Origin of the sequence: Rhodococcus sp. PML026 (assembly GCF_000963615.1) — a bacterium.
GTDB classification, from domain to species: Bacteria; Actinomycetota; Actinomycetes; order Mycobacteriales; family Mycobacteriaceae; genus Rhodococcoides; species Rhodococcoides fascians.
In genome coordinates, this window is sequence record NZ_KQ031368.1 from 41,912 (window position 1) to 62,360 (window position 20,449).

18 protein-coding genes and 1 riboswitch are annotated in these 20,449 nt (G+C 64.0%); of the genes, 12 read left to right on the forward strand and 6 right to left on the reverse strand.

The window, feature by feature from the left end:
- The first annotated feature begins 42 nt into the window (after positions 1-42).
- From VF34_RS03115 to VF34_RS03150, 8 genes are all read left to right on the forward strand, one after another.
- A complete protein-coding gene (locus tag VF34_RS03115; RefSeq protein WP_045840797.1) occupies positions 43-1,503 on the forward strand; it encodes a uracil-xanthine permease family protein in 1,461 nt (486 codons plus the stop codon).
- Positions 1,504-1,583: 80 nt separating this feature from the next.
- Positions 1,584-2,498, forward strand: coding sequence for an FAD binding domain-containing protein (locus VF34_RS03120; protein WP_045840798.1), 915 nt, complete (start codon positions 1,584-1,586; stop codon positions 2,496-2,498).
- Positions 2,498-3,136 carry a (2Fe-2S)-binding protein gene (locus tag VF34_RS03125; RefSeq protein ID WP_032375230.1) on the forward strand — a complete coding sequence of 213 codons (639 nt, stop codon included), beginning with the start codon at positions 2,498-2,500 and terminating at the stop codon, positions 3,134-3,136. Before VF34_RS03120 ends, VF34_RS03125 begins: the two co-directional genes overlap by 1 nt.
- Entirely contained in the window at positions 3,133-5,613 is a 2,481-nt protein-coding gene (gene cutA, locus VF34_RS03130; RefSeq protein WP_045840799.1) for an aerobic carbon-monoxide dehydrogenase large subunit, read from the forward strand. Before VF34_RS03125 ends, cutA begins: the two co-directional genes overlap by 4 nt.
- Positions 5,610-6,272 carry an SRPBCC family protein gene (locus VF34_RS03135; RefSeq protein ID WP_045840800.1) on the forward strand — a complete coding sequence of 221 codons (663 nt, stop codon included), beginning with the start codon at positions 5,610-5,612 and terminating at the stop codon, positions 6,270-6,272. Before cutA ends, VF34_RS03135 begins: the two co-directional genes overlap by 4 nt.
- A gap of 245 nt (positions 6,273-6,517) precedes the next feature.
- A complete protein-coding gene (locus VF34_RS03140; RefSeq protein ID WP_045840922.1) occupies positions 6,518-8,617 on the forward strand; it encodes a hydantoinase/oxoprolinase family protein in 2,100 nt (699 codons plus the stop codon).
- Positions 8,617-10,548 carry a hydantoinase B/oxoprolinase family protein gene (locus VF34_RS03145; protein WP_032399122.1) on the forward strand — a complete coding sequence of 644 codons (1,932 nt, stop codon included), beginning with the start codon at positions 8,617-8,619 and terminating at the stop codon, positions 10,546-10,548. The genes VF34_RS03140 and VF34_RS03145 overlap by 1 nt, the downstream gene beginning before the upstream one ends.
- Positions 10,549-10,557: 9 nt before the next feature.
- A complete protein-coding gene (locus tag VF34_RS03150; RefSeq protein WP_045840801.1) occupies positions 10,558-11,394 on the forward strand; it encodes an SDR family oxidoreductase in 837 nt (278 codons plus the stop codon).
- Positions 11,395-11,427: 33 nt separating this feature from the next.
- Here VF34_RS03150 and VF34_RS03155 read toward each other — a convergent pair whose 3' ends face one another.
- From VF34_RS03155 to VF34_RS03165, 3 genes are all read right to left on the reverse strand, one after another.
- Complete coding sequence (locus VF34_RS03155; protein WP_045840802.1) at positions 11,428-11,898, reverse strand: GreA/GreB family elongation factor; 471 nt, start codon at positions 11,896-11,898, stop codon at positions 11,428-11,430.
- Between the two features lie 364 nt (positions 11,899-12,262).
- Entirely contained in the window at positions 12,263-13,606 is a 1,344-nt protein-coding gene (gene gdhA, locus VF34_RS03160; protein WP_032384870.1) for an NADP-specific glutamate dehydrogenase, read from the reverse strand.
- Between the two features lie 117 nt (positions 13,607-13,723).
- Positions 13,724-15,277 carry a helix-turn-helix domain-containing protein gene (locus VF34_RS03165; RefSeq protein WP_045840803.1) on the reverse strand — a complete coding sequence of 518 codons (1,554 nt, stop codon included), beginning with the start codon at positions 15,275-15,277 and terminating at the stop codon, positions 13,724-13,726.
- 145 nt (positions 15,278-15,422) lie between these two features.
- On the opposite strand from VF34_RS03165, the gene VF34_RS03170 reads away from it, so the two are divergent.
- From VF34_RS03170 to VF34_RS03180, 3 genes are all read left to right on the forward strand, one after another.
- The gene (locus VF34_RS03170) at positions 15,423-15,887 is read left to right on the forward strand and encodes a nucleoside deaminase (protein WP_032368971.1); all 465 of its coding nucleotides are present in this window, start codon (positions 15,423-15,425) and stop codon (positions 15,885-15,887) included.
- Positions 15,884-17,194, forward strand: a complete 1,311-nt coding sequence (gene codB / locus VF34_RS03175; protein ID WP_045840804.1) for a cytosine permease — start codon at positions 15,884-15,886, stop codon at positions 17,192-17,194. The genes VF34_RS03170 and codB overlap by 4 nt, the downstream gene beginning before the upstream one ends.
- A 187-nt stretch (positions 17,195-17,381) precedes the next feature.
- Positions 17,382-17,633, forward strand: coding sequence for a hypothetical protein (locus VF34_RS03180; RefSeq protein ID WP_045840805.1), 252 nt, complete (start codon positions 17,382-17,384; stop codon positions 17,631-17,633).
- Positions 17,634-17,711: 78 nt separating this feature from the next.
- Here the strand turns inward: VF34_RS03180 and VF34_RS03185 are convergent, their stop codons facing one another.
- From VF34_RS03185 to VF34_RS03195, 3 genes are all read right to left on the reverse strand, one after another.
- Entirely contained in the window at positions 17,712-18,140 is a 429-nt protein-coding gene (locus tag VF34_RS03185; RefSeq protein ID WP_027497761.1) for a hypothetical protein, read from the reverse strand.
- A 27-nt stretch (positions 18,141-18,167) separates the two neighbouring features.
- Positions 18,168-18,286, reverse strand: a riboswitch (SAM riboswitch).
- 183 nt (positions 18,287-18,469) lie between these two features.
- The gene (locus VF34_RS24190; protein WP_052054987.1) at positions 18,470-18,871 is read right to left on the reverse strand and encodes a hypothetical protein; all 402 of its coding nucleotides are present in this window, start codon (positions 18,869-18,871) and stop codon (positions 18,470-18,472) included.
- 13 nt (positions 18,872-18,884) lie between these two features.
- A complete protein-coding gene (locus VF34_RS03195; protein WP_231578172.1) occupies positions 18,885-19,703 on the reverse strand; it encodes a DUF3558 domain-containing protein in 819 nt (272 codons plus the stop codon).
- Between the two features lie 3 nt (positions 19,704-19,706).
- On the opposite strand from VF34_RS03195, the gene VF34_RS03200 reads away from it, so the two are divergent.
- Positions 19,707-20,297 (forward strand): hypothetical protein, encoded by a 591-nt coding sequence (locus VF34_RS03200; RefSeq protein ID WP_156158478.1) that lies wholly within the window; start codon positions 19,707-19,709, stop codon positions 20,295-20,297.
- The last annotated feature ends 152 nt before the right edge of the window (positions 20,298-20,449 follow it).

The following is a 20,449-nucleotide window of genomic DNA, read 5'->3' on the forward strand; positions in this document are numbered from 1 at the left end:
CCGCGAACCACCCCGGTTCGATACGTTGGAGAAAGGCTCGACATGCCTATCTGGAAGATTCACGGAGACGGAAAGAATGTTCGACCGGGTGACGTCGTCGCGCCGAACGAACGGTTGAACTGGGGCCGCACCATCAGTCTCGGCGGCCAACATGTGGTGTCGATGTTCGGGGCCACGTTCGTCTTCCCCATCATCATGGGGCTCAATCCTCAACTCGCCATTCTGATGTCGGGCTTCTGCACCATCTTCTTCCTGCTCATGGTCAAGGGCCGCATCCCCAGCTACCTCGGCACGTCCGCGGTGTTCGTCGGCGGCGTCGCCGCCATCCGAGCGCAGGGTGGAACGTCGGCGGAGGTCACCGGCGCCATCCTGGTATCGGGTCTCGTCCTGGCATTGGCCGGACTCGCCATCCACTTCATGGGCGGCGGCGTCGTGGTGCGGGTGCTGCCCCCTGTCGTCACCGGTGCGGTGGTCATGTTGATCGGCTTCAATCTCGCGCCTGTCGTCGCCAGCACCTACTGGCCACAGGACCAATGGGTCGCTCTCGCAGTGATGTTCGTGCTCATCGTCATGAGCGTAGCGTTACGCGGGTTCCTCGGACGGATCGCGATTCTGCTGTCGCTGGTGTTCGGGTACGCGCTGTCCTGGATCCTCGACCTCGTATCCGGGCCCATCACGTCCTACGACGCCACGGCCGGCGAGGTCACCGAGCACTTCCGCGTCAATTGGTCGGGTGTCGAGGCGTCGCAGTGGTTCGGGCTCCCGCCGTTCAGCGACGAGGCGAACGGCATCGTCGGCATTCATGCACCGTCGTTCAGTCTCGCCTTCATCGTTCTCGTCCTCCCCGGTGTCATCGCTCTGATCGCCGAAAATGCAGGACACGTCAAGGCTGTCGCGGAGATGACCGGTGACGATCTCGACCCGATGATGGGCCGGGCACTCGCTGCCGACGGCATCGCAACGGTGATGGCCAGCTCGGTCGGTGGCTCGCCGACGACGACGTACGCCGAGAACATCGGCGTCATGGCGGCGACCAAGGTCTATTCGACGGCGGCGTACACGGCGGCCGGCATCATCGCAATGATCCTCGGATTCTCGCCGAAGTTCGGCGCACTGATCTCGGCCACCCCCGGCGGCGTACTCGGCGGTATCACCGTCGTCCTCTACGGCATGATCGGCCTGCTGGGTGCCAAGATCTGGCGCGAGAACGGTGTCGACTTCGGCAACCCGCTCAACATGATGCCGGTTGCCGCGGGTCTGATCATCGCGATCGGCGACACCTCGCTCGTCTTCAGCGATTCGTTCTCGTTGAGTGGTATCTCCCTCGGCACGATCGTCGTCATCGGGCTCTACCACCTGTGCGCTCGCATTGCCCCGGCCCACATGAAGACACCGGTCGACGCGTCGCCTCGGCATCGATCCTCCTCTACCACAGCACGTTCCGACGGCAGCGACGGAGACGGGGTTGCCGGCGAGGTCGACACCCTGAAGCCGTTGCGGTAACGAGCGATTGCAACACTGGGGCGTGACGTTTGTCACCTCTTGACGAAACACTTCCAGGCACAGGCAGGCAGGATCGGGATATGAAACCTTCTCCATTGAAATACCATCGGCCGCGGTCGATCGAGGAGGCGTGCCGAATCCTGGCCGAGGTCGACGGCAAGGTGCTGGCCGGCGGTCAGTCCCTGATTCCGATGCTGTCGATGCGCCTGGCCGCTCCCGGGAACCTGATCGACATCACCGGTATCGACGGTCTCGACGACATCACCGGGTCGACCCAGTCGGGCGTCACGTTCGCGGCCCTGGCCACGCACGCGTCGCTCGCGTCGAACCGGGCTGCCGCCCGGACGCAGCCGTTGCTCGGACGGGCACTGCAGCTGGTGGCCCACGCGACCATCCGGAACCGTGGGACCACCGTCGGATCCATCGTGCATGCCGACCCGTCGGCCGAGATGCCCGCGGTCATACGGTTGCTCGACGGTTCGGTGACGGTGCAGTCCGTCCGCGGCCGCCGAGAGATCGCGGCGAAGGATCTGTTTCTCGGGCCGTTGGAGTCCTCGCTCGAGACGGATGAGATCGCTATCGCTGCAACGGTTCCCGCTGCCCGGGTCGGAGAAGGAACGGCCATCGACGAGGTTGCGCGACGCCACGGCGACTACGCGCTCGTCGGGGTCGCGGCCCGCGTCACCGTTGCCGAGAACGCGGTGCGCACCGCGCACGTCACGTACGTGTCCGCCGGAGAATTCGGCGAGGTCGTCGACTACACCGATGTCATCGGTGGGGCCGCGGTGTCCGACGCACGTGATCCGAAGTGGAACGCGTTGTCGGAGGACGCACGTCGACGCGTCGAGACCGAGTCCGATATCCATGCCACCGCGGCGTACCGATCCCAACTCGTCGCCGCACTGACCGCACGGGTGGTGATGGCCGCCGCAGTCGACGGCGCGTCGTCGAAGTCCGCTCACCCGCAGCACGCCGATTCCGGAGTGAACCACTGATGAAGACAACAGATATCGAACAGCAGTTGGACGATCTGATGGCGGAGACCGGCGAACAACACGTACAAGTGACGTTCACCCTCAACGCAACCAAGCAGACGATCGTCGTCCCGGCCCGCACCCTCGCGTCGGACGCCATCCGCCACGACCTCCGCCAGACCGGCACCCATGTGGGATGCGAGCACGGCGTGTGCGGCGCGTGCACGGTGCTCCTCGACGGCAAGCCGGTCCGCGCCTGCCTGATGCTCGCCGCCAGCCTCGAAGGGCAGACCGTCACCACGGTCGAAGGCCTCGTCGAGCCGGACGGCACCCTGCATCCCGTGCAGCAGGCCTTCAAGGACTGCCACGGCCTGCAGTGCGGCTTCTGCACACCGGGATTCGTCACGACGATCGCCGCATTCCTCGAAGAAAACGATTCACCGACGCAGGAGGAGGCCACCGAGGCCATCGCCGGCAACATCTGCCGGTGTACGGGCTATCAGAACATCAAGGCTTCGGTGCTGCGCGCCGCCGAGATCAAACGCGAACGGGCGGGCGAGTTTCCGCTCGGTCCCGACGACGAGTCGAGTCGTGCCGCACTCGACCGCAAGGTACGCGGATCCACCAGTCCCGTCGGCGGACGGATGGGCCGAGCATGAGCACCACGCGCACCGCACCGCCGCACACTCCCACCAACACCGCTCCCCTGTTCGGCCAGCCGCTGTCACGGTCGGAGGACGAGCGCCTGCTCAGCGGCAAGGGCAAGTATCTCGACGACCTCGGTCACGGCGCGCTGATCGCCGCCTTCGTGCGCTCCCCACACGCACATGCACGCATCACCGCCATCGATATCGACGACGCGCTGGCCATGCCGGGCGTGCACGCGGTGTACACCTACGACGATCTCGAAGCGGACTCCGCCGAGATGGCCGAAGGGCTACCGCTGCTGATTCCCCATCCGGCAATCATCGCTCCGCGCAACGGCTTCCCACTCGCCAAGGACGAGGTCAACCACGTCGGTGAGGCCATCGTCATGGTCATCGCAACGAACCGTTACGTGGCCGAGGATGCCTGCGCGGTCATCGACGTCCGCTACGACATCCTCGACCCCGTCGTGGGCATCGACACCGCGCGCGTCGCGGCTCGCCGAGTACACGACGACGTGCCGGACAACGTGGCCGCGCACCTGCAGCACGGTTTCGGAGACATCGACGCCGAACTTGCCGCTGCACCACACCGCATCACCCTCGACCTGAACATCGAGCGTTCAGCGGCAATGCCGATGGAGGGCAAAGGCGTCTACGCGCGCTGGGACAGTGACGAGGAGACGCTGACCTTCTGGTCGTCCACGCAGACCTCCACGTCGGTGCGCGCGGCCGTCGCGGCGCGACTCGGCATGGCGATGAACAAGATTCACTGCATCGCGCCGGACGTCGGTGGCGGCTTCGGCGTGAAGATCATGCACCCGTGGCCGGAGGAGGTGATGGTGACGTGGGCAGCCCGACAGCTCGGTCGCGCCGGTATCTCCAACGAGGTCAAGTGGGTCGAGGACCGCCGCGAGCACTTCATCTCGAGTGCGCACGAACGTGCACAGGTCCAAGAGGTCACCCTCGGTTTCGACGACGAGGGACGGCTGCTGGCGTTCGACTTCACCGTCTGGCACGACAACGGTGCATACCTGCCGTACGGCATCATCGTGCTGATCAACACCGCGACGCAGGTACTCGGGCCATACAAGCCGATCTCGTTCCGCTGCAACGGTTATTCGCTGTACACCAACACCGTCATCGTCATTCCGTATCGAGGAGCGGGCCGCCCGCAGGGTGTGTTCGCGATGGAACGGTCGATGGACGCCATCGCCCAGTACCTCGGCAAGGACCGGCTCGAGGTCCGCGAGAAGAACCTCATCAGGCCCGAGGAGATGCCCTACGACTTCGGTTTGATGTTCCAGGACGGTCGACCGTTGATCTACGACACCGGCGACTACCAGGCCGGGATCGACAAGCTCAAGGCGCTGATCGACTGGGACGGCTTCCCCGAATACAAGAAGCAGGCAGCCGCGCAGGGCCGCACCGTCGGTATCGGTGTCGGTGCCTACGTCGAGGGCACCGGCCCCGGACCGTACGAGGGCGCGCACGTGCTCATTGAGAACTCGGGAAAGATCAAGGGCGCAACGGGGTTGACGACGCAGGGCCAGGGCCATCAGACGACGTTCGCGCAGATCGTCGCCGATGACCTGGGTGTCTCCATCGCCGACGTCGAGATCACCACCGGCGATACTCGTCGATTCGGTTATGCCGTCGGCACATTCGCCTCGCGTGGTGCGGTGATGTCCGGTTCGGCATTCCACGTGGCCGCGCAGATGGTCGCCGAGAAGGCGAAGGTCATCGCCGGGCGTGCACTCGATCTCGACCCCGTCGAGCTCGAATTGCGCGGGGGCTACGTCTGCAAGATCGGCACCGAACCCGGAGCAGAGGGCACGTCCATCTCCCTCGGTGTCGTTGCCGTACTGTCCAATCCGCTGCGTTATGCCTTCGACAAAGAGTCGAGGCAGGCCACCGGATTCGCCAAGATGGACACCGACATGACCATCCCACCGGTGCCGGAGGGCGAGCAGCCGGGCCTGGAAGCCACTGGTTACTACTCTCCCCCGCGCTCGACGTTCGCGTCGGGCATCCACGCGGCGATCGTCGAGACCGATCCGGTGACGGCCGAGATCCACGTCGAGCGCTACGCGGTGGTGCACGACTGCGGCAACGTCATCAACCCCCGGATCGTCGAGGGCCAGATTCACGGCGGCGTCGCCCAGGGAATCGGCGGCGCGTTGTACGAGAAGATCGCCTACGACGAGCACGGGCAATTACTGAACGCCTCGTTCATGGACTTCCTGATGCCGTTCGTCACCGAAGTTCCCGAGACCATCGAGATGGACCACACCGTTACCCCGTCCGGGCTCAATCCATTGGGCATGAAGGGTGCCGGCGAAGCCGGCGTCATCCCCACCAGCGCCGTCATCGCGGCCGCTGTCGAAGACGCCGAGGGCTTTTCGATCACCTCCATGCCCATTTCACCGTCCGACCTGTACGAGCTGCGGCTGACCCACGCGGTCGCTCAGACAACCGAGGAGATTTCATGAGAATCGCAGGAACCGCAACGCTGGCCGCACCTCCCGCCGAGGTGTACGACAGCATGCAGGACGGCCGGGTACTGGCCGCGACCATCCCCGGAGTGCAGTCGCTCGAGCAGTTGAGCGACGATCACTACAAGCTCTCGATCACCGCAGGCGTCGCCGCCATCAAGGGCACCTACGACGGCGAAGTGGTGCTCTCGCAACAGAATCGGCCCGAATCGTTCGTCATGACCGCCTCCGGTGCCGGCGCACCGGGCACGGTGCGCGCCGACGTCACCATCAAGCTCGAGCCCACCGAAGGCGGCGGCACGATGCTCAGCTACGACGCCGACGCCGTGGTCGGCGGCATGGTCGGCGGGGTCGGTCAGCGCATGATCACCGGTGTCGCCAAGAAGATGGCCGGGGTGTTCTTCAACGGTCTCGACGGCGTCATCGCCAACGGGGTGCCGGAGGCCGCTGCTGCGCCCGCGGAGGTAACAGCCAGCGATTCCGGCAGCACCCCCACTGCTCTGCCTGTCGCGGCCGGACGCGCTGTGAGTGCCGGTGCACCCGTCGCTGCGCAGTCCGTCCGCGGCACACTGCTGGCCGCCGCCGCCGGCGCAGGCTTCGCACTGGCCGGAGTCGTGTTGGGCGGACTGCTCACGCGCTCGTCCTGTCACCGGTAACGCGCCGTCACGGCTCACGACGAGGCCGCTCATCCCCAGCAATCGGGGGTGAGCGGCCTTTGTCGTTGCAAGTACTGCCAATTCGACGCCGGTGCAGGGCGCGCGGAGCTCAAATGCGCGGCCGGAGTTTGGCACCTTGTGCCAAAGATACTGAGACGCAGAACGGGTCGAATGTGAGTACACGTCAGGTACCCGCCGATCCGATCAACGGACGCGTGGCCTACGAACCATATCGAGGAGGAAGCGTGGAACCACGAAAGATTCGGGTCGGTATCGACACCGGTGGCACATTCACCGACGTCGTGGCAGTGGACGAGGAGTCGGGAGCCATGGTCACCACCAAGACACCGTCGACTCCCAGTGATCCGGCCGAGGGATTCCTGACCGGCATCGACAAGGTACTCCGCCAGCTCGGGGTATCCGGCGATTCGCTCAGCGCCGTCAGCCATGGCACCACCGTCGCTACCAACAAGCTGCTCGAAGGCAAGGTGGAGAACCTGGGGTTCATCACCACCGAGGGCTACGAGCACGTACTCGAGATCGCGCGGCAGTCGGTACCCGACGGCTACGGCAACTCCTACTTCTGGGTCAAGCCCGATCGCATCGTGCCCGCACACCGCGTGCGCACCATCCGCGGCCGGCTCTCGTTCGACGGCAACGAGATCCGCCCCCTCAACGACGACGATGTGCGCGCGGCAGCAGCATTCTTCAAGGCGGAGGGCGTCAAGACGCTCGGCGTGTGCCTGGTGCACTCCTACGCCAACCCCGATCACGAGCAGCGCGTCCGCGACATCCTGCTCGAGGAATACCCCGAGGCCACGGTCTCCATCTCCACCGAGGTGCTGCGTGAGTACCGCGAATTCGAGCGCGCCATCACCACTTTGGTCGACGCGGCCGTCAAGCCGAACATTCGCAGCTACGTCAACAACATCGCGAACCGCCTGCGTGAGTTCGCCACCGAATCCGGTGACGCACGCGACGTGCCGTTCTACGTCATGAAGTCCAACGGCGGTGTCCTGTCCGCCAAAGAGGTTGTGCATCAGCCCATCACCACCGTGCTCTCCGGGCCGGCTGCCGGCGCACTCGGTGCGGCCCTGGTGGCCAGCGCTGCAGGCGTCGACCAGGTGTTGACGTGCGACGGCGGCGGCACCTCCACCGACGTGACCGTCGTGGTCCGCGGCGAGCCCGCGCTCACCACCGAGGGACGCGTCGGCAACTACCCGTCGAAGATCCCGATGATCGACGTCGTCACCGTCGGCGCAGGCGGCGGCTCGATCGCCTGGATGACACCCGAGGGCACGCTGCGCGTCGGGCCGCATTCTGCCGGTGCCGATCCCGGCCCCATGTGTTACGGCAACGGCGGGTCCGCTCCCACCATTACCGACGCCCACGTACTGCTCGGCCGCATTCCTCCCCACCTGCTCGGCGGCGAAATCCCCCTCGATACCGACCTGGCGCGTAAGGGCATCGAAGATCTAGCGCAACAGCTCTCGCTCGAGGTCGAAGCCTGCGGCACCGGCATCCTCGAGGTGTCCGCATGGAACCAGGCGAATGCGCTGCGGCAGATCTCGGTCAAGCGCGGGCTCGACGTCCGCGACTTCACGCTCGTCACCTTCGGCGGCTCCGGGTCGCTGCTCGCCTGCCGCCTGGTGGACATCCTGGGTCTGAAAGACGTTCTGGTACCGCTGAACCCGGGCAACGTCTCGGCGTTCGGTTTGCTGACCGTCGATGTGCGCAACGACTACGTGCAGACGCACGTCAGCCGGCACGACCGTCTGCGCGCGGAGGATCTGGAATCGGAGCTGGCAGTGCTGGCTGCCCGTGCCGACGAGGCACTCGCCGGTGAAGGCTTCGCCGCCCAGGATCGTCGCTACGCACGCTCTGCCGACCTGCGCTACTTCGGGCAAGCCTTCGAGGTTCGGGTACCGATCGCCGACGGCGAGATCACCCAGGCGAGCATCGATCAGGCCGCCGAGGCCTTCCACGAAGCGCACCGTGAGCTGTACGGGTACGACTTCCGCGGAGATCAGAGTCAGTTCGTCGAGTGGGTCAACCTGCGGGTCAGCGGTATCGGCCCCATCAAGCGCCCCGTGCTCTCGGAGATCGCCGCCGGCACCGGAGCCGAAAGTGCCCGCACCGGAACGCGTCAGGCGTACTTCGACGGTTGGCACGAGACCGCGATCTACAGCCGTGCGGATCTCGGTGCCGGTGACACGATCACCGGCCCGGCCGTCATCGAAGAATTCAGCTCCACCGTGCCGATCGATCCGGGCTTCTCCGCCCGCATCGACACGTTCGGCAACGTCCGCATCACCCGCACTCTCGACTCGAACGGAGCGAACTGATGACCGTCATCGACATGGTGAACAACAAGCCCTACCGGCTCTCTCCGGTCGACGCGCCTGCGCCTGATCCCGTTCTCGTCGAGATCGTGGCCGGCTACCTCGCAAGCGTCGAAATGGAAGTGGAGACGGCTATTTCGCGGACGTCGCGATCCCCGATGATTCGTGACGCCCACGATTTCCGCGCCGGAATCCACGACCGCAATCTGCGCAAGCTCACCGGTCGCTCGTACTCCGCGTTGGTGCATCCGGTGGCTCGCGACTTCCCGCTCGAGACCATGAAGCCGGGCGACGTCTACTTCCACAACGACGTCTATCTCTCCGAGGGTGGCATCGGCCACCTCCCTGACCTCTGTGTCACCGTGCCGGTGTTCGCCACCAAGCCCGGCGACACCGAGCCGTCCGTCGTTGCTTTCGTGCAGGCCTTCGGCCATCACGACGACATCGGCGGCTGCTGCCCCGGCTCCATGCCATCCGGTGCGACCACCGTGTACGAAGAGGGCCTGATGGTTCCGCCCATCAAGCTGTGGGATCAGGGTGTACCCAACCAGGCTGCGTTGACCATCATGACGCGCAACTCGCGCATGCCCGACGCGTTAGCCGCCGATCTCGACGCCGAATGCTCCGCGTGCCTGATGGGTGCGCGGCGGATGACGGAGCTGTACGAGCGCTACGGCATCGACACCGTCGAGGCGTGCTTCGACTCCATGATGGATGCCACCACCGAGATCTACCGTCGCGAGATCCTGAGCAAGATCCCCAAAGGTGAATACACCTGGGAGGACTACGCCGAGCACGACGGCGTCGACGAGCCCATGTTGCACGTTCAGCGCATCACACTCACCAAGACCGGTCCCGAGGACGAGCGCGGCGAGCGACTCATCCTCGACTTCACCGGCACCGGACCGCAGGCCAAGGGCCCGATCAACCACTGTGGTGATTACGCCGACGGCAACTTCCTGGCCAAATGGCTTGCGCCGGTGCTCCGCAACCTCGCGGACTCCCCCGAGCGCATGGCCGAGCTCGACGTCAACGAGGGCGTCATCCCGCTGATCGAGATGAAGTTCCCCGAGAAGGGCACGCTCATCACCCCGATCTTCCCGGCTCCGACCAACGCTCGTACATTCGTCATCCTGCGTCTGCTCGGTGTGCTCGCCGGCGTCGTGGCAAAAGCTGTGGACGGCAACATGCCTGCCGATCAGGAGACCATCCGCTACACGGGTGTGTACGGCGACGACTTCGACGGCAACTCGTACCTCATGCGTGAGGTGCTCGGCGGCGGCTCCGGTGGACGGCATTACGCGGACGGTGAAGACACCATCCACGTCGTGCCCGATTCGCGGAACCTGCCGACCGAATTCACCGAGAGCCGCTTCCCGTTCATCGTCGAAAAGCTCGGTCTGGCCACGGATTCCGGCGGTGCCGGACGCTACCGCGGCGGCCTCGGTTACGAGAAGCACATCCGGATGCTCAAGGATGCGCACTTCATGTCCATCGCCGACCGTTCGATTCTCGCGTGCTGGGGCGTCAAGGGCGGCAAGGCCGGCGGATCGTTCTCGGTGACGCTCAATCCGGGTCAGCCCAACGAGCGTGAGTTCGACGCGTTGACCGATGCCGAGCCGATCCTGGCGGGCGACACCATCCGTATCCGCACGACGGGTGGCGGCGGCTGGGGCGATCCGCTCGAGCGTCCCATCGAGTCGGTGGAGCAGGACGTGCTGTGGGGCAAAGTCTCTCGCGAGTTCGCGGCCAAGGACTACGGCGTCGTCATTGCCGAGGCCACGGCGACCGCGGATGTGGAGGCTTCGGAGAAGCTGCGTGCAGAGATGCGCAATGCGCGCGGCCTCGATGAGCCGTTCTTCGATCGTGGACCGGGATACGAGCAGCTTTCCGGTGGTGCGAAGTTCGCCGAGTACGACTTCATCGATCGCTGAGATCACCTGATGACTCTCGACGTTTCCCGTGGCACCGACATCGCGATCGTCGGTGCCACGGGTAAGACCGGACGAGCCGTCGCAGCTGCACTCGACGGTGTGGCGGTGGTACGGCGGCTGAGTCGTTCTGCTCCGGACTTTCCGGTGGACCTGGAGACCGGTAATGGATTGGTCGAGGCTTTCACCGGGTGCCGCGGGGCGTACTTCATTGCGCCCAATGTGCATCCGGACGAGCCGGCTCTACTCGTGCGGGCGCTGGACGCGGCGGCGTCGGCAGGGGTCGACCACGTCGTGTATCACTCGGTGGCCTGGCCCTACAGCCCGAGGATGCCGCATCACATGGACAAGGCCCGCTGCGAGGAAGCGCTACGTGCTTTCAGTTCGGAGCGGGGCTTGCACTGGACCATCCTGCAGCCGTGCGCCTATGCGCAGAACTTCGAGGCGGTTCTGACCGGCACCAGTACCGATCTTGCTGTGCCCTACAGCCTGGACACCACGTTCTCGTTCATCAGCCTCGACGATGTGGCCGAGGTGGCAGCCCGGATTCTGGTCGAGGGTGCGGACATTCACCACGGATCGACGTACGAGCTCGGTGGGCCGGAAGCGCTCAGTGTCCGAGACGTGGTTCGTCTGGTCGAGGTGGCCACCGGCCGTGTGGTCGCTTCCAGGTCCTCGAGTGTCGATGAATGGATGAGGCTGCACAGCGACTCGATGTCCGCCGATGAGCAACATCGACTCGGGGCAATGTTCGAGTTCTACGACGACCGAGACTTTCTGGCCGGGAGTGCCGTCACCGCAGCCCTGTTGGGCCGGGAGCCGACGCCGGTGCGTGCGCTGATCAGCTAGTCGTTTCTCGACGAGCAGGCCACTGCAACACCCTCACGGCCAGGTGATGCCCAGGATTGTCACTGTGCTCTCGGCACCGGAGGGGAGCGAGTACGTGCGTATGTCACGCACTCGACTCCCGTCCAAGGCAGCGCCCAAAGGTGAAGCGGTCGAGCAGGTTCGGCCGCTGCTCTCCATCGCGTGTTCGACCAGCACAAAGGTGTCCACGTCCTTCTCGTCACCATCGAACATGACGGTGACAGCAGATCCTGGGCCGGCGATATCGCGGTCGATGGTCTTCGATGCGTCCGATTCTGCGATGCGGCTCTTCACTTCTGCGATCGTGCGATCGATGCGCTGCAGCTCGGCGCGAGCGCGGTGGTACGCGTCGTTGTTGTCCAGGTCACCCGAAGCACGTTGCACCAGAACGTTGTTGAAAGCCATCACTCGGCTCTCCAGTAGCTCCGGCAGTTGTTGCTCACGGGGTGCGGGTGTGTCGAACGGCAGGTGATCGATAGTGGTCACGGTTTCTCCTGTGTGACTGGGGTTGTGAGAGTGCTCGAGCAGCACGTCATTGCGCGATGCACGGACGCAGAACTGCGCCCGCCGATTCGAGATGACTATTCGATGACCGCTGTTTCTCGATGCGCCGACGGAGGGGCTTTACCGAGCGCGATCAGAACGGCCGGTGGTCGAAAGAGGTGGCGCTGCAATCGGGTCCAGGACGGAGTCGAGGGACCGAGGATCGAACGAGGTGACGAAAGCGCGAACGCTACCGCACCTCTGCTCCATCGGGGATCACAGCGACACACCTTCTTTCGGTTCGAGCTCGTGCAGCCGACTGTAGCCGAAAGAAAATAAAAAGCCAGTCGGTGATGAGGCCGGTGCTTCAGACGATGCCGAGAGCGATCATCGCGTCGGCGACTTTGATGAAACCGGCGATATTCGCGCCGTGGACGTAGTCGCCCGGCTTGCCGTACTCCTCGGCGGTCGCGATGGTTCGGTGATGGATTCCGTGCATGATCGCGGCGAGGCGTTCGTCGGTGTACTCGAAACTCCACGAGTCACGAGATGCGTTCTGCTGCATCTCGAGAGCGGAGGTAGCCACTCCTCCGGCATTGGCCGCCTTGCCAGGTGCGAACGCGACTGAGGCGTCGCGGAAGATCTGGACGGCCTCCGGTGTGGTCGGCATGTTGGCCCCTTCGGCCACCACCTTCACGCCGTTGGAGACGAGGACTTTCGCCGCGTCGGCATCGAGTTCGTTCTGCGTGGCCGAGGGCATTGCTACCTGGCACGGCACATCCCAGATCGAGCCGTTCTCGATGAACGATGCTCCGTCGACGGTCTCGCAATACGCGCTGATGCGTTCGCGTCGCACCTCTTTGATGTCTTTGAGCAGTTCGAGGTCGATGCCGTTGGGGTCGACGATGTAGCCCGAGGAATCCGAGCATGCGATCACCGTGCCGCCGAGTTGATGCACCTTCTCGATCGCGTAGATGGCGACGTTTCCGGACCCGGATACGACGACGGTCTTGCCATCCAGTGAGGTGCCGAGCGTCTCGAGCATGTCTGCGACGAAATAGGCGACGCCGTAGCCGGTGGCTTCCCGGCGTACCTGCGAACCACCCCACGAGGTGCCTTTGCCGGTCAGCACGCCGGATTCGTAGGAGTTGGTCAGACGCTTGTATTGCCCGAAGAGATAACCGATTTCGCGGCCACCGACGCCGATGTCGCCGGCGGGCACATCGGTGTACTCGCCGATGTGGCGGTGCAGCTCGGTCATGAAGGACTGGCAGAACCGCATGACCTCGGCTTCGGATCGGCCCTTGGGGTCGAAGTCGGAGCCGCCCTTGCCGCCGCCGATGGGGAGCCCGGTCAGTGCGTTCTTGAAGATCTGCTCGAAACCCAGGAACTTGACGATGCCCAGGTTGACGCTGGAGTGGAACCGCAATCCACCCTTGTACGGCCCCAGGGCGCTGTTGTACTGCACTCGGAAGCCACGGTTGACGTGCACTGCGCCGGCGTCGTCCATCCACGGAACACGGAAGATGATCTGACGCTCCGGCTCACACAAACGCTCGATCAACCCGGCGTCGGCGTAACCCGGACTGCGATCGACCACCACTCGAAGCGAGTCGAACACCTCGGTCACCGCTTGATGGAACTCGGGCTCCCCCGCGTTCCGCGCGCGAACTTGCTGGTAGATCGTCTCGATCTGGTCTCGCGTCGACACTCGTGCGTCTCCTATGTGAGGAATGTGAAATAAGACCGTAACAATGACGGACGCGAGATGGGCACACAGGTTGGGGACTCACAGGACCGGATCCACGACGTTCCCGATCGAGTGGGGTCAGCTTCCGCAGCGCGATGTACGCGCGAATGCGGCCTGCGGGTCAACACCTGTCTGCATACGCCACGCCGTCAGAGCGAGTCCCAGACCGGCCAGGTGCGTCGGATCATCGAGCGAGGTGCCCAGGAGCGTGTCGAGTCGCGACAACCGGGCGTAGAGAGACTGTCGCCTGATGCCCAGTCCGATCGCGGTCTGGGCTTTACTACCGCCGTTCGCCACGAAGGCATCGAGGGTTCGCACGAGATCGGCAGAGTGTTCGGTGTCGAAAGCGATCACGTCACCGAGCTGTTCGGTGACGAACTCCGTGATCATGGCCGGTACGCACGCGCCCAGCAACCGTTGAACACCGACATCGCGAGCGCACAGAACACCGGTGCGAGTTCCGAAGCGCCGCGCGATCTGGACCACCTCACGCGCTCGGCCGATCGCATCGGAGATGTGAGACAACCCGAGGACCGGAGCCGACGCACCGATCGTGCGCAATGCTGAACCATGAGATCCGCCGCGGAGCAGAGCCTCGATCTCGTTGAACGCGAAGCGAACTCGCGCAGGCGACGGCTGCACCCAGCCCTGCGCGAGCACGACGACGTGGTTCGCAGCCACCCCGACCAAACACCGCCCGAGGACGGACTCGACCGCCTCTCGAACCGGAATCAACAGCTCGCGCGCCGGGGTTCGTTGATCGACGTCGACGGCGGCCACCAGAACATGGTGGCCTTCGGTGGGTGCCCAACCGGCTGCGCCGAGGCGCTCGACCAGGTCACCGTGTGAGGTCGACGTGCCTCCCACGAGATCGGTGATCACGGCCTGTGCACGGGACTGCCGGGGACCGAGGCCGGGATGTCGACCGAGTTCCAGAGCTACCGCCACGGCCGCGCAGTGACCGATGGCCGAGCGCCGTGCGGTGGTCCGTCCGGCCAGCACGAGCCGACCGAGCGAGCCCGCGGGTCCGCGCACGTCGAGGACCGTTTTTTCATCGGCCGATCGCGGCGCAGCGGTAGCGTTGTGTTCGACGACGCGGCCCTCCGCGTCGAGCAGATCGACGCCACAGCCGGCCAGGCGTGCGATCGCGTCGAGTAGGGCAATCATGCCCTGCCCCGCCACGACGAGGTCCATGAGCTGATGCCAGACCGGCTCTCCGGTGCGCTGCATTCCGAGCCGGCGCCTCATTACGAGGTCGTGGAAGTCCTCGACCATCCGCTCGAAGGGCACGATCGTGTGCAGCGTCAGGAATGCCACCCCTCGGCGACGCGCGGCCTCGACCAATTCCGGCGGTGCCACGAGAAATGAGCGCCCGACTTCCATTGCGAGAGCCGCACATCCCGCGTCGGCCAGTTGGTCGACGTAGGCGGTCAGCTGCTGGGCCGATCGTCCCTGGAGGCCGAGTCCGGTGGTCAACAACAGTTCTCCGCCCGACAGCAAGCCGCCCATCTCGTAGACCTCGGACGAATGCACCCAGCGGACGACCACGGTGTCGGGTGAGCCCGTGAGTACCTCGACAGCAGCCGCTTCGAAAGACGGCAGCGCCAGAACGTTTCGCAGAGTCGGCAGCATTCGTTCATGCTCCGCCGACGGGACACAGTGCTCCAGATCGACTATTGCTCGAGTGACACGTTGTCCCTTTGGCAATCTGCGCGAGGCCTGGTCGACTGATGGCACGCATCACCCTCACCGTTCGTAGACGCTTCAGGAGGACCCCTTGACCGATCCCGCGCACACCGACGAGTACTTCCTCGGACTTGCAATCGAACAGGCACAGATCGGCTGGGAGGAGGGCGGCGTTCCCATCGGCGCGGCACTCGTGCACGACGGCGAAGTACTGGCGGTGGGACGGAACCGACGCGTGCAGATGGACAGCGCAATTCGTCATGGCGAAACCGACTGCATCGAGCGAGCGGGGCGACTACCGGCTTCGGTGTACCGCAAATCCGTTCTCTACACCACCCTGTCTCCTTGCTTCATGTGCGCGGGAACCGCATTGCTGTACGAAATTCCGCGAATCGTGATCGGCGAGAACCGCTCCTTCGAGATGTCGGAGAGTCTGTTGCGCGAGCATGGGGTACAGCTCGACGTCGTCGACGACCCCGCCTGTCTGCAGCTCATGGAACGCATGTTGGCGGAGCGCCCGGGCCTGTGGCTCGAAGACATCGGCGAGGAGGCATGAGCAACCGAGCCGATCACGAGTCCACCGCACAGAAGGCCGACGAACCGGTCGACCTGGACTACCCCGTCACGCCCGTGCCCCGCACTGCCCGCAAGCCGTTCTTCTCGTTGGCCATTGTGCTGCTGGGCTTTACCATCTTCACGCCGACAATGCTGGCCGGTGCTGCGCTCGGCACGGCGTTCAGTTTCTGGACCCTCATCCTGGTGATCGTCGCCGGCTCGGCGATTCTGGGCGCGTACGTGGCCGTGATGGGATTTGCCGGTGCACGTACAGGTTTGACGACCGTGCTCATGGCGCGTTACAGCTTCGGCACCCGCGGATCCAAGCTCGCGTCGTTGCTCCTCGGTGGTACGCAGATTGGTTGGTATGGCGTCATCATCGGCACCATCGGTGAGCTCACCTCGCAGGCATTGGGCTGGGAGTCCTATGCCGCGCGGGCGGCGGTCATGATCGGTGCGAGCATCCTCATGTGCATCACCGCCTGCTACGGATACCGCGGGATGTACTGGGTCTCGGTCGTGTCGACGCCATTGATTATTGCCTTGGCGTGTTGGGTGGTCTCCCGCTCTCTCGACGAGGTCGGTGGGTTCTCCGGTCTGACGTCGATCGCACCCACGACGACCATGACGGTCACGCTCGCCATCACGACGGTCGTCGGCACTTTCGTCTCCGCGGGGACACAGGCACCCAATTGGACTCGATTCGCACGATCCGGGTCGCAAGCGGCGTGGGCGTGCATCATCGGGTTCCTTCTCGGCAACGGAATGATGATTCTGTTCGGAGCGATCGGAGCAATCACCTTCGGTGAGGGCGATTTCGTTCTGGTTCTCTACAACCTGGGACTCGTCGGCTGGGGCCTGATTCTGCTCTTCGGTAACCTGTGGAAGAGCAACGCGGACACCGCATATGCCTTCGGCGTCGCCGGCGCGGAAATGTTCCGGCATCCCCGGAAGGCACCGTTCATCATCGGCGGCTGCGTCATCGGGACCGTGCTCGCACTCGTCGGTGTGCACAATCATCTGGTCGACTACCTGAGCTTGCTCGGCACCTTCATTCCTCCGTTGGGCGGTGTTCTCATCGGAGACTTCCTGTGCCGCTGGCGTCAGGGCATACCCGAGGGGCACACTCCCCCGCTCGTGCATTGGCGACATCTCGCGGTCTACGCCTTCGCGGCATTCCTTGCGTGGCTGTCCGGGGAACTCGAATTCGGAATACCACCCCTGATCGGCATCGTGGTCGCCATCGCGCTGACGGTGGTTCTGCATCGACGTGCCGCGGCGTCAGCAAGTGGCTCCGTGGCCGCTTAGGGTTGTCGACACGACTGTCAACCCCGAGGCCAGTGTTGGGCGAAAGAGGTGGCCGAAGCCGATGATCATCACCGGATTGTTCTTCGCGGAGTACGCGCGAGTCAGCGAAGACATGCTCGACATTCTCGGCGGTGTATAAGATACCTGCACGGTTCCTCGCGACACCCGAATGCTCGAATGCCGTCTCGTGGCGCTACTGCAGACGGGGCCCGACGACATCGGTAAGGACTTCCCCGCGACGCTCGAAGTGCTCGACGCGAAGGGCGAACACATCGTCAATCAACGTGGTCTCCAGATCCCCGGTGCCGGATTTACCGGGGAGAATCGATTCTGGTTCCTGCCGATGCAGATGGTGTTCCGCGACGAAGGACGGCACAACTTCATCCTCAGCGCCGGTGAAGCCACAGCGAGCGTAGGGCTTCGCATCGCGTTCGGTTAATCGAGCGGTAAGAGGCTTTCGGTCAGTTACTAGAGCGCCCGCAGCCGGGACAAGACGCCTGACTGCTAGTCGACCCACTCAGCGGGACAACGCGTGCAGGGTCGCCTCTCCCGCGCGATATCCTGCCTCGAACAGCCATGGCCACTCGGAGAAGTCCTCTGGATCGACCACTACCGTCTCCACGCGGCCGTTTCCCCGCCGCTTTGGCTTGTTCTCGGGATGCGACGGGAACCGATCCTTCAAATAGGCCGGCTCGAGGCTCTGCCGAAAGATCAGCCACGTTCGCGGTGAGAAACCCACTGCTTCAGCACGTTTCGCAAGGTCGATCCAGGCTTCACTGTTCGCATATCCACCCTCGAGTACCAGCCTCCGGGTCTCGAGCATCGGGAACACCCCGAACCATATCGGCGGATAGCTCAGCAGCGTCTGGCACCAGGCACGACGACGATCCGGCGGAATGGGTTCCCATTTGGCTTGTGCTGCTGCGAGTCCGTCATCTGCAGACATTTTTCACCTCGTCCTGGAGGTGCGACCTCCATCGACTTGCGCACCCGCGGTCGCGAGATGCGCCGGTTCTTCCCCTGGGGCACCCTGTCGATGGAGACGGGGTTGCCGGACAGCCGGCCAGGTACCTACGGCTGTCGCTCTTGAACCTTCCTCGACAATAGCCGAGGGGTACGGCTGCGACAATCCTGTGGGTCAGCGGAGCATCTTCCGACGAAATTCGCATCCAGATCGGGACCCGCACTTCAGCTCGCACACCAACTGCGCAGCGGCGCAGTATCTGTCCAGACGGACCGGTGGCACCGATCGCGTTGGGCCTCGGACCTGAAAGGTCACCTGCCCAGACGCTCACCGATCTCCGCGATGGACGTCAACGTCCGCTGATCGGCGTACTCGGCTTCATCGAAGTAGCGCTTGAACACCGACCGCATCAATTCGATGACCTCGATGTGCTGCGTCAGCACGACGCGCAGCGAGCGATCACCGCTGTAGGCAATCCTCTCGAACTTTTCGCCGAGCTGCCTGGCCGAATCCAAGGAGCCGAATGCCTTGACGTCGACCAAGTTTTGCGTCTTTACCACCATGTCTTTCAAGTGCCGGATGTAGGCAGCACACACCTCGTCACACCGGAACGCCACGCCTTCTGGAATCTCGAGCTGCCCGGAATCTGCCTGCATCGACAGCGCCTGCCACTGCTGCATCGACGACGCCAGCTCGTTGGTCTCCGAACCCATCGATTACATCCACCTATTCTTCCGACGGCAAGGACAGTCGGAGCGAACGCGCCAACCGTTCGACCTCAACACACGGATTTTCAAGAGGTGGTGTCATCACCAACCCGTCGAGATTCAGGTAGACGACGCCACCCGGGTGGCCGAAGGCGACGCCGCAGTTGACCTCGTCGTACTTGATGGTCCGCTGGAAGCGCATGCCGTCGGAACCCTCGATGGGCTCGAAATTCTCGAACGGTCCCCGCTCACGCAAGTAGTCCAGACTTTCCGTGGAAGAAAAGATGCCGACGCGATACCACGGCGTCGGCAGAGGGTTCGTCCAAAAACACGTCATCCAGTCTTCCGAAATTGGCAGATCTCCTACCAAGTTCGAGGACTTCGTCTCGACTGCCAAGCCTGCGTCCTCGATGGCCGAGTCCGGGATAGTGCACGGATCCCATGCACCATCTGCCGGTGCGGTTGTCGACACCGAGGTCGTCAACGGCGACGCAACAGGCATGCCTTCGGTCGCCCGTCCGCATCCGGTTACCGCCAGCATCACCCCGACCGCACCCGCGATCAGCAATCGCATCTTGCTCACAGCACTCCATCCAGGTAAGCCATCCTTGATGTTGGACGCAGCTAGCGACGCATCGGTTCCATTGGATCGGAGGCGAGCATGCCCTGCGTTTGCCGATAGGTGCGACGCGCTGTGGACCGAATGATCCCAGTGATGAACGGGCACCACTCCGGCCGAGGTTCTCGACGTAGATCGGACATCCGTCATCATTGATGCGTGATAAAACAGGCAACTTGTTTTGCTTTGCTCGGCGCTGTGATCGCGGTACTGGGTCACGCAGTGACCGGAACTTCGGGGTACGCGGCGTACGTCTCCGGCGAATCGTTCTATGGACCCGACACCACGCTGGGGCTATGGGTGCGACCCGTCGTCGCCGCTTCGACCGGCGCGGTGATCGGCATGTTCGCAGGGCTGGTGCTGCACCTGTGTGGCTATCGATTCATCGTCGAACCCTCTCGGCGCGTGGGGCTCGTAGTCGTTGCCGGTCTGGTCGGAGTGACGCTGGGGATGATGCCAGTGCTGATCCTCGTCGGCACAAGCTTCTCCGGTTCAAGTTCGGGCGTATCGACCGACTACGTGCTCCCGATATACGCAGGCACCGGAATATTGGCCTACGTGGTCGGAGTCGCCTCGGTCCGGTTGCTGCTCAGGGCAACTCATGATCCGTTGTCGTCTCGGACAACCAAGGTTGTAGCTGTCTTTCTCCCGATCGGAGGTGTCCTCGCTACCCTCGCTGGAATGGGGACCGCCTGGATTCTCGGATTCTCCACGACGGTATCCACTTTCGTCGCGGTGATGGTGGCGGTGCTGTGCGTACTCGTGGCAACATTCGCGCTCGCTCGGGCGTGGGCGTTGCGTACGACGGCATAGGCGCTCGAAGATCTACCGCCGAGATCGTTTAGCCTGAGGGCAATTCACGAACGAGCGAGCGAGCCGATGATCATCACCGGATTGTTCTTCGCGAAGTAGGCGCGAGTCACTGCAGACATGCTCGACGTCCTCGGCGGAAACCTGCACCGTCC

Excerpts from the sequence above, each read along its gene's own strand:
- VF34_RS03185 (WP_027497761.1), bottom strand. The coding sequence starts at position 18,140 with ATGTCTGCAGATGACGGACTCGCAGCAGCACAAGCCAAATGGGAACCC.
- VF34_RS03120 (WP_045840798.1), top strand. The coding sequence starts at position 1,584 with ATGAAACCTTCTCCATTGAAATACCATCGGCCGCGGTCGATCGAGGAG.
- VF34_RS24190 (WP_052054987.1), bottom strand. The coding sequence starts at position 18,871 with ATGGGTTCGGAGACCAACGAGCTGGCGTCGTCGATGCAGCAGTGGCAG.
- VF34_RS03150 (WP_045840801.1), top strand. The coding sequence starts at position 10,558 with ATGACTCTCGACGTTTCCCGTGGCACCGACATCGCGATCGTCGGTGCC.
- VF34_RS03115 (WP_045840797.1), top strand. The coding sequence starts at position 43 with ATGCCTATCTGGAAGATTCACGGAGACGGAAAGAATGTTCGACCGGGT.
- VF34_RS03165 (WP_045840803.1), bottom strand. The coding sequence starts at position 15,277 with ATGCTGCCGACTCTGCGAAACGTTCTGGCGCTGCCGTCTTTCGAAGCG.
- VF34_RS03145 (WP_032399122.1), top strand. The coding sequence starts at position 8,617 with ATGACCGTCATCGACATGGTGAACAACAAGCCCTACCGGCTCTCTCCG.
- cutA (WP_045840799.1), top strand. The coding sequence starts at position 3,133 with ATGAGCACCACGCGCACCGCACCGCCGCACACTCCCACCAACACCGCT.
- codB (WP_045840804.1), top strand. The coding sequence starts at position 15,884 with ATGAGCAACCGAGCCGATCACGAGTCCACCGCACAGAAGGCCGACGAA.
- VF34_RS03125 (WP_032375230.1), top strand. The coding sequence starts at position 2,498 with ATGAAGACAACAGATATCGAACAGCAGTTGGACGATCTGATGGCGGAG.
- VF34_RS03135 (WP_045840800.1), top strand. The coding sequence starts at position 5,610 with ATGAGAATCGCAGGAACCGCAACGCTGGCCGCACCTCCCGCCGAGGTG.